The sequence below is a fragment of the Candidatus Hydrogenedens sp. genome (assembly GCA_035378955.1).
GTDB lineage: Bacteria > Hydrogenedentota > Hydrogenedentia > Hydrogenedentales > Hydrogenedentaceae > Hydrogenedens.
In genome coordinates this window covers 1-8,864 of record DAOSUS010000091.1, presented here as the reverse complement: position 1 = coordinate 8,864, position 8,864 = coordinate 1, and the positions used below count along the sequence as shown (strand labels likewise).

The following is an 8,864-nucleotide window of genomic DNA, read 5'->3' as shown; positions in this document are numbered from 1 at the left end:
ATAGAAATTGCCTCTAATGTAGCTAAGACATTCCTGTCTTTGTTTTTTATATCCTCCCCCTACTTCGTGCCCTTTGTGTAAAATTTCCTTCGAGTCCTCTGTGGTTAATTTCTTAATCGCAAATTATACAAACACACGCAAATAAAAAATCATTCCCTCTCCTCTGTAGCTGAAGCGTCCTCACTTCCGGGATTTTTTAAGTGATTAATTCTTCTAACCCAAAAATATCACAATTGAAAAAGAAAATATAGACCTATTATTTATATTCTATGGGAAATTTTCGGATATTAGTATTTAATTAAATAATGTAATTAAATTTTACATCAGCAACACGGCCAACGGTTTGGTCACTACGAATAAAGAAAGATTTCTGTGTAATTGTATTATTTCCATCGGCTATAACATTGGTATTTTTGTAGTTTACGGCTATTCGTTCGATACCTAATTGAGGCAAAGTAAATATTTCGTCCTGAGAACTAATACCATCACCGTTATCTCGCCATAAAACCAATTCTTTGAAATTTTTATCTTCGGGACCTATAAAGCCATCGTTGTTTGTGTCTAATTTTCTGAGTTCTTCAAATCCGTTGGCAGCCCCTCTCTGGTCACCAAACAGTTCTAATCCACTGTCAATCCGACCATTTCCATTTCTATCCCAAGCCAATAAGGCATCCCCTCCTCGAACCCATGCTGTTTGAACAGACTTCCCTGTCCCGGTTATATCAAATCGCACACCATTATTTACATCTGTGAGTTCAATACCATCCCCATCTAAATCGAATACAATGGGGTCTTGTTGTTGGTCAAGTCTCTGCACTCCTATTTGAATTTCCATAGACATTTCAAATCGAAATTCTATCTGAAATTGGAACTGAAAAGAGTTTTGATTGCTTTGCTGTGTAGATAAGGAGTTTGGGGAATTCCCATTATTATTTTGATTACCAACGGTGGCATTGGGAAATAGTTTTTGTAGCCATTGTTCCAAAAAACGATTAATAAATTGGTCTATTGCTTCTGTATTCCCGTCTGTATTATTAAAAAGACCTGCTAATCCTTCAAAAAATTCATTCCATTGGTCTGAATCTCCATTTGCTAATAATCCCTGTGCTATTTTCATAAAGGAATTAAATAGGTCGGGGTTATTAAACAGTTTTTCAGATGCATTTCGAAATCCGACCATTGATTCTGCACTTATCTTCCCTCCTATTTTAAATTGAACAGATATTTTCTGTCGAATTTCTGCATAGGTTTCCCTTTGAACAGAAGAAAGATTGTTTTCTACGGATTTTGTTCTTTGTGAAAATTGGAAAAAGAATTCTTCACTTTTCTCATACGCAAATGCAAACTCTAACTGTTGTTTTTCTTCATCACTTGTTTTTTTACCAAGAAGCGATTGTATTTCCTTTATTTTACTTGCGAGAGAAACATTTTTTGTTTCATAAGTAGATTGTGTTGTTGGTGGAGTAGATTTTTCTTGAACAGACTTATCAGGAGAATTTTCTTCTGCTTTTTCTATCCCTGTGATGAAATTAGGAAGAGTTATTTTCCCCTGTTTTTGTGAGAACAGCCCGGTTGATGGTAGTAACTGATAAATTGAGGGGTTAAAATTAAGTTCATTGCCCATGTGTTTTGCCTCCATGCAAAATGTTTCTATATCCCTTTGTCTATTTTATCGGCAAGAACTACATAGGACTTTAGAAAATAAGTAAAAATTCCCTCCTGTTTTGATATTTTCATACTAAAACAATGCTGTGTAAGGATTAATGAATAAAGCAGGAAATTTTACATGGGTTTATTGGAAAGAAGAAGTACAGGACGGTTAAATTCTGCCCGTGTTTTGAGTAAATAAACCTTCTTCCCTATTTCGGGTTTCCTTGCAATGACCCATTTCCAATCTTCTTCTCTTATTAACACAAAAACTTGACTGTCTTTACTTAAAAAAGAATAAAAATCATTAATTTTTTCATCAAGTAATTGTTCAATATTTCGTAATAACTCCACTTTCCCTTGCTTTTCTACTTCTTCTTTTACTTTGTCTAATGCGGAAAGGATTTGTTGTATTTCCTCCGGAGTTGGAGCCAATATATTTGCAAACGGTATTTTACATGTTTTTCGGGTATATTGTTTATGCACTTCGGAAATGAAATTTTGAAATTCATAGGGTTGAGATTGAGATAAAACAATCCGTTCTAATTCTTTATCATCAAAAAATGTTTTAATAACATGTTTAGCATAAAAGGTATATTCTTCTTCCTCAAATCCGAAACTATATGCTTCATAATCCATTTGCTTTTCATTTTGTTTTCTCATCGGTTCACAAAAACTACGAACAGATTTGACAGTATTAACTGATGGGAAAATAATTAATGCTGTAAAGAAAAGATATAAAGAAACATGTTGTGGAATTTGATTTAAAAGGGAACGAACCTTAGAATGTCTGAAGAAATCAAATAATGTATCAGCGATTGCTATAAGTGCAATTATGCTGATAAGAATCCAGTATATATTCCAGATATTTGCAAATTCTGTCCCAAGTACAACAAAAGGAACGATTGCCATACCAATTAATATAATGGTCCATAAAATTCGTATACCTTTTTTCCATCGTAATGAGGAAGTTTCTTCAAAAGACTTCAAACTCAGAGCAGAAAGGATAGCCATTGCTGGGAAAAGGGGAAGCAGATAAATGGCTCTTTTACCTACTGCAATAGAGAAGAAAATAAAGGCAGGGATAATCCATATCAGTAGGAACTGAATTCCTTCACTTTCATTCCTATTTTTCCAGACCCAAGGGATAATCCATAATAGAAAAACGGACCATGGAAACATATCCACAGGCAGGGTAAGAAAATAATACCATGGGGGTTGAGGATGAGAAACACCATAGATAAACCTGCCTAATGTCTGCTTGAATAAATCTGCCCCCATAACTTGAGTTGCTTCTTCCTGTAATTGTGCAGCTCCTGCCCAGCGAGCATAGGCATACCATATTCCATAGATTAAAACAACAATGAAAAATCCTTTAATTGGGTGTATATCAAAAATCTTTCGCTTTTCCTTCCAATAAAATACGATAAAAAATAATACAGGGAAAACAAGCGTTCCGGGTCCTTTAGAGAACAATGCCCCTAAAATGCACAAATACATAATGAACAACAATTTGTAGGATTTTTTTTCTGAGTAATACCAAGTGTAAAAACAACATAAAGCGGCTAATAATAAAGTGGTTAACAACATATCGATTTGACCAAACCGTGCCTGCCACCATACCCTTTGCATTGTCATAAATATAAGGGCAGATAACCATGCGATTTCTCTACCCGCAAGTTTTTTTGCAAGATAGTAGGTAAGAAGAACAGATAATACTCCACTAATTATAGAAGGTAATCGGGCTGGCAATTCTGTAAGTTCTCCAAAGGGATAGGAAGATATGACCATTAACCACATCAAGAGCGGAGGTTTTTCGAGATAAGGCTTTCCATTTACATGGGGAACGAGATAATTCCCCGTAATTTGCATTTCACGGGCGACTTCAGCATATCTTGGTTCATCGGGCGACCATAAATCGTAACCCCAGATATTTATTCCGAATAGGACCAAAGCCCAGAGGGCAAGGATAAACATATCTCTAATATAGATGCTCTTTTGTTCTTGTGTCATTATAAATATCTTCTTTAAGTTATGTGTGGGAAATTATATTTTGTAAACGAGTTATAGAGATATTATATTTAAACTTATCCATAAAATAAAAAAGCACCTGACAAAAAAATCAGGTGCTTGAAAAAATATGCGTATGTTTTTCTAATTATACGCCAACAAGTTCAACAACGGCTCCGACACTTTCCAATTCTTCCTTAAGTTTCTTGGCTTCTTCTTCGCTCACATTCTCTTTAATGGGCTTCGGAACGGCATCCACCAGGTCTTTGGCTTCTTTCAATCCAAGACCTAATAAGTCTTTCACTTTCTTAATCAGGTTAATCTTCTGCGAACCCTGTTCTTTCAGGATTACATTATAAGCAGAAGGACCTTCATCTTTGGCTTCGGCACCGGCTCCGGCACCGGCTCCGGGCATCATCATGGGCATAGCCATTGCCATAGGAGCAGCAGCCGTTACTCCAAACTTTTCTTCGAGTGCTTTCACTAATTCACTCAGTTCCAGAACATTGAGTTCTGCAATAGCATCAATGATAGGTTGTAATTTGTCTGACATCGGATTATCTCCTTATTTGTTTGTTATTTTATTAAATTGTTTGTTGTTTCTTGTTTCAAAGTTAAAAGAATAATTATGCGGCAGATTGTGCTTCTTCCTTCTTTTTCTTAATCTGGTCGAGCACATTGACCAAACTTGTAGGTATCGCATTAAGAACAGTAACAAGATTCCGTAAGGGTGCGGCGATAGTCCCGATAACTTGTGCCTGCAACACCTCTTTAGGCGGTAAGTTAGCAAGGCTAATTACCTGGTCTTTGGTAAGAACTTTACCTTCCATAACTCCACCAACGATTTGAACAAAAGGCACATCCTTCGAGAAGTCTTTTATTATTTTAGCTGAAGCTACGGGGTCTTTACCGAAAGCCCATGCTGTAGGACCGTTCATGAAATCTGCGGCAGGTTCCGCACCAATTTCCCGCAAAGCAATCCGTGCAAGATTATTCTTGTAAACTTTATACTGGATACCTGCCTCACGGAGTTTCTTTCGCAATTCGGTAACCTGTGCCACATTAATCCCTACATACTGGGTCATAATGGCAAGGGCATTGTTTTCAAGCCGTTCTCTAATTTCTTTTACAGATTCGATTTTTTCTTTTGTAGGCAAGGTATTCACCTCCTTTCAAATTTATTGCTAAATTAAAAAAATATCCGTGTCGTCAAAAGACAACACGGACATGAACTTTCAAATAATTACTTCGATATATGTCTCGTGCCTCTCGGCTGGCAACATTAAGGCTCTACTGAGCCACCGGCTGTCTTTGACGCACAACAAGAGTATTTTATCATAGACACATCTTATAATTCAATCTAAAGAAATAGAAAGTCAATTCCCTATAAAAGAACTATTTGTGTTATGCTTTTATGTATTACCCAGAGATACATGGACAACATAAACAAATTTAAGAAAGGAATCTGTTTATGTATAAGAATAATATCTTTATATACAGAAGTGTCTTGCTTCTTTTTATAAGTGTATTGATTGTATCATCTATAGGATGTGTGCATGTAAATAACGAAATGGGGGCTACGCAAAAAAAGACCGGGAAATCGGTATGTACAGGGTTTATCAACAAAACGCTTGATAATGGCAAATTAATGAAACGGTATGTAGTTTATGTCCCTTATGAATATACACCTCAGACAAAAATTCCGATGATTGTATTTTTGCATGGTGCTGGAGAACGAGGACAAAACGGATTGGTGCAGACAGAAGTGGGTTTGGCAACTTCTATTCGAAGACACCCGGAACGATGGCAGGCTATTGTCGTTTTCCCGCAATGTCCTGCGGGTAAATATTATAATGAGATAGAAGAAGATATTGATTTATGTATAAACAAAACACTAAAAGAATACAATATTGACAGGAAACGGATTTATTTAACAGGGCTTTCTATGGGAGGTTTTGGAACCTGGATTTATGGTGCTAAACATACGGATATGTTTGCGGCATTAGTCCCAATATGCGGTGGTGGAGAATTGGCTTTTATAAAACAGCGATTGGAACGACCGGAGATACCCGATGAAACACCGCAGGATGTAGAACAACGAGTGCAACGATTAAAAGATATGCCTATCTGGGCATTTCATGGAGCAGATGATGATGTCGTTCCTGTGGATTGCACCCGAAATTTTGTCCAAAAGATAAAAGATGCAGGAGGCACAAAAATATTATATACAGAATATCCTGGAGTAAAACACAACAGTTGGGTTAAGGCTTATGAGGAAACTGACCTCCCGAAGTGGCTATTTTCTCAACACAAATAATTAATAAGTCTTATCCGAGGAATTGTAAATTAAAAGAATGGAGTAAAATAAATGTTTAAATCGAAAAAGAGTGGGTTAAGAAGTTATCGCCATACATTTATTTTACTTGCAATTATTATAGTAATCCCATTAGTGTTTTTAATCATTGCAAAAAGTTTCCTTACAGCACCTCCTATATGTATGGAATATCAAGAATTGATAAGAAAAGCAAAAATGGATGAGAATGGGTATGTTTTCTTTGTAAGACCAAATACTATAGCCAAAAGAATGGTTTGCGGATATTTTTCTTCTTTCACATGGAAGGTACTGATACCGGATACCCCTGATACTTTAACATTTACTAAAGGTAGTTTTAAGGCGGAAAGATGGCCTGCTGAGATGTTTCTTAGTTTTTATAAATTTTTAATAAAAGAAAATTTATTTCAGGAGGAGATGGATGCTTATGCTAAAAAGGAATATCAAATATCGGGTCCTGAAAATTTCCGTGAGCGTTTCTGTATATATCCAGAAGGTCATTGGATAGAGGATTTTCTCCATAATTCACAGGGGATTTTAGACGATATGAAAATAGTTAGCAACAAAGATTTCTTTCTCCCTTATAAAAGTGATCCGTATGCTTTTTATTCGGCATTGAATTCAGAGATGCTGTTGATTGAATTGGTCAATGTTCTCTTGCTATTAGAAAAGGGTGAGTATACAGAAGCATTGGACTGGGTAGAGACATTTAATCAGGTGGCTTTAAAATTAGATCCTATTTATTTATGGGAACCCTCACAAATTGTACAGCAGTTATCTATTGTTTCGATGATTGCATCATATCCATCAATACCCGATGCGTTTTACCAAAATTTGTTGAACCAATTATTAGATATAAAAGAAAAAATCAAAACATTGGAATTTCAAACGGTATATAAAAACGCATTGTTCTATCTTGAAGATTGGTTTGTTAATAAGCAAGGGCAATTGAAATATAACCCTCCTCAACTATCTATTCCCCGAAGTATCTCCTTATTTTTTGCGTATAATGATATGGCTCGTGTTTTGGAAAAGAATAGAGAGGTTTTTGAGACATCCTCATGGAGAGACATTGAGAATGCTGTTTTTTATAATCAAGGTAAAGTATATAACGCTATAAATGAGATAAAATCTATCAAGAGAAGAGCCGGTTTAGAAGATAAAGAATATTGGATGTTCTGGTCTGGCGAAAAATATAGGAATATGTTGTTAAGATACAATCAATCTTTATGCTCTATCTATGGCTCGATATTGAAAATACTTCTTGAAAGATATTTTAAAAGCAATGGTGTATATCCGAAAAATTTAGATGATATATTACAGCAATACTTTACAGAAGAAGAACTTATCTGGATGGATGATTATTTGGATATTTATCTCTCTTCAGAAACATACTTTATTGATTTTTATCCCATTCCGAAGAAAGAAAGGGAATCTGTAAAATCCAAAATATTCGATTATAGAAAATCATATCGAATTCAGTCGTATTGATATGGGACAAATGGGACACATGGGACAAATGGGACAGATAAGACAGATAGGACGAATGGAACGAATGAGACAGATAAGACAGATAGGACGAATGGGGCAGATGAGATAGATAAGACAGATGGGTGGATGGGGCGAATGAGACTGATGGTGCGGGTAGGACGGATGGAACGGACATAGAGTGATAAAAGGGATAGGGTAAATTAGAAAAATAATAACAAAAATAGGGACGCTACTATTAGAAGTATGAGTATTAACCCTTTGTATCGGCGGAAAATTTGTTATATCTTTCGCCTAATTATATTAAGGTTTTGATTAACAATGACCAATTCCCTTTGTGCTATTTCCTCCCAATTCGATTCATCAGTAATATCTTCTGAACAAATTACCACTGCTTTTTCACGATTTAAAGATTTACTTGTTAATAGTAATTGTGTCTCCTTTGACAGTGCTTCAAAGTTACTGTAATCATTGGGATCAACATTGAACCGTTTAAGGATATATAGGTCATTCCCATCGCGATATGCATATAAATGTTTGCCATCAGAAAGAAGAAAATTATATGTTCTACCACCGCCTATTCTATAGATTTTTTCTAAACCACAAAGAATTCCCTGAACAGTATCACCACCTTGTTTGTTTATACTTTGCAAAAGGAAACGGAAGTATACTTCTGAATCGGTGCAGTCTCCTATTAATCCATTTCTATAGTCTTGTTCAAGTTCTTCAAATAAATAATCACGGTTTACACAACCATTATGCGCAAATATCCAGTTATTGAATTCAAATGGATGAGAATTTGCTTTACATATTTTGCCTGTTGTTGCCAATCGAACATGTTCGATAATTAAATGAGAATATACTTTTTCAGATAAGCAGTCATAGATTTCGCTTTCAATTGTAGAGCAACCTTCCTTTTTTATATTCGCCTTGATAGAATTATCATACCAACCAACACCCCAACCATCTCGATTTCTTTCCCCTAAAGATTTAAATTTTTTGAATGAGAATCTAAATTCCACAGATTTGTTGGCGATTACACCCAATAGACGACACATAATTGAACTCCTCCTTTTTCGTTTTTAAGTTTACTACTACTACTCTTATAAAAATGGTAGACGGGGCGGGACTCGAACCCGCGGCCACCGGATTAAAAGTCCGATGCTCTTCCACCTGAGCTACCCGTCCGCCATAAAAGAGATAATATTATATCAAAAATACATAAAATTCGCAAAAAACATCTTGCATTCAGAAATCCCGCTTTTCTTTTTCATAAAGCCTTTGATAGGTCTTTGAAATAAAACGGGTTTATCCGTTAAAATATTATCTGCTCTGCCGGAGTGGTGGAATTGGCAGACACGCATGGTTCAGGTCCATGTGCTCGCAA

General features: G+C 35.7%; 7 protein-coding genes, 1 tRNA gene and 1 other annotated feature. Of the genes, 2 read left to right on the top strand and 6 right to left on the bottom strand.

From position 1 onward, the window contains the following. Positions 1-298 precede the first annotated feature (298 nt). From PLA12_13075 to rplJ, 4 genes are all read right to left on the bottom strand, one after another. Complete coding sequence (locus PLA12_13075) at positions 299-1,624, bottom strand: hypothetical protein (protein HOQ33424.1); 1,326 nt, start codon at positions 1,622-1,624, stop codon at positions 299-301. Between the two features lie 158 nt (positions 1,625-1,782). Beyond that, on the bottom strand, positions 1,783-3,660 hold the full coding sequence (locus PLA12_13070; protein HOQ33423.1) for a glycosyltransferase family 39 protein: 1,878 nt from the start codon (positions 3,658-3,660) through the stop codon (positions 1,783-1,785). A 145-nt stretch (positions 3,661-3,805) separates the two neighbouring features. Then, a complete protein-coding gene (gene rplL, locus PLA12_13065) occupies positions 3,806-4,210 on the bottom strand; it encodes a 50S ribosomal protein L7/L12 (GenBank protein HOQ33422.1) in 405 nt (134 codons plus the stop codon). Between the two features lie 73 nt (positions 4,211-4,283). Beyond that, on the bottom strand, positions 4,284-4,814 hold the full coding sequence (gene rplJ, locus PLA12_13060; protein HOQ33421.1) for a 50S ribosomal protein L10: 531 nt from the start codon (positions 4,812-4,814) through the stop codon (positions 4,284-4,286). Positions 4,815-4,842: 28 nt separating this feature from the next. Beyond that, positions 4,843-4,990 (bottom strand) — a sequence feature (ribosomal protein L10 leader region). A gap of 138 nt (positions 4,991-5,128) precedes the next feature. Between rplJ and PLA12_13055 the strand changes: the two genes are divergently transcribed. Together PLA12_13055 and PLA12_13050 are read left to right on the top strand one after the other, a co-directional pair. Then, the gene (locus PLA12_13055) at positions 5,129-5,974 is read left to right on the top strand and encodes an accessory Sec system protein Asp2 (GenBank protein HOQ33420.1); all 846 of its coding nucleotides are present in this window, start codon (positions 5,129-5,131) and stop codon (positions 5,972-5,974) included. Between the two features lie 51 nt (positions 5,975-6,025). Next, entirely contained in the window at positions 6,026-7,480 is a 1,455-nt protein-coding gene (locus tag PLA12_13050; GenBank protein ID HOQ33419.1) for a hypothetical protein, read from the top strand. Between the two features lie 278 nt (positions 7,481-7,758). Here the strand turns inward: PLA12_13050 and PLA12_13045 are convergent, their stop codons facing one another. Then, on the bottom strand, positions 7,759-8,535 hold the full coding sequence (locus PLA12_13045) for a class II glutamine amidotransferase (protein ID HOQ33418.1): 777 nt from the start codon (positions 8,533-8,535) through the stop codon (positions 7,759-7,761). A 54-nt stretch (positions 8,536-8,589) separates the two neighbouring features. Next, positions 8,590-8,665 (bottom strand) — tRNA-Lys (locus PLA12_13040). Between the last annotated feature and the right edge of the window lie 199 nt (positions 8,666-8,864).

Bases quoted from the DNA above. Each gene is read 5' to 3' on its own strand.
- PLA12_13075 (HOQ33424.1), bottom strand. From the start codon at position 1,624: ATGGGCAATGAACTTAATTTTAACCCCTCAATTTATCAGTTACTACCA.
- PLA12_13070 (HOQ33423.1), bottom strand. From the start codon at position 3,660: ATGACACAAGAACAAAAGAGCATCTATATTAGAGATATGTTTATCCTT.
- rplL (HOQ33422.1), bottom strand. From the start codon at position 4,210: ATGTCAGACAAATTACAACCTATCATTGATGCTATTGCAGAACTCAAT.
- PLA12_13055 (HOQ33420.1), top strand. From the start codon at position 5,129: ATGTATAAGAATAATATCTTTATATACAGAAGTGTCTTGCTTCTTTTT.
- PLA12_13050 (HOQ33419.1), top strand. From the start codon at position 6,026: ATGTTTAAATCGAAAAAGAGTGGGTTAAGAAGTTATCGCCATACATTT.
- PLA12_13045 (HOQ33418.1), bottom strand. From the start codon at position 8,535: ATGTGTCGTCTATTGGGTGTAATCGCCAACAAATCTGTGGAATTTAGA.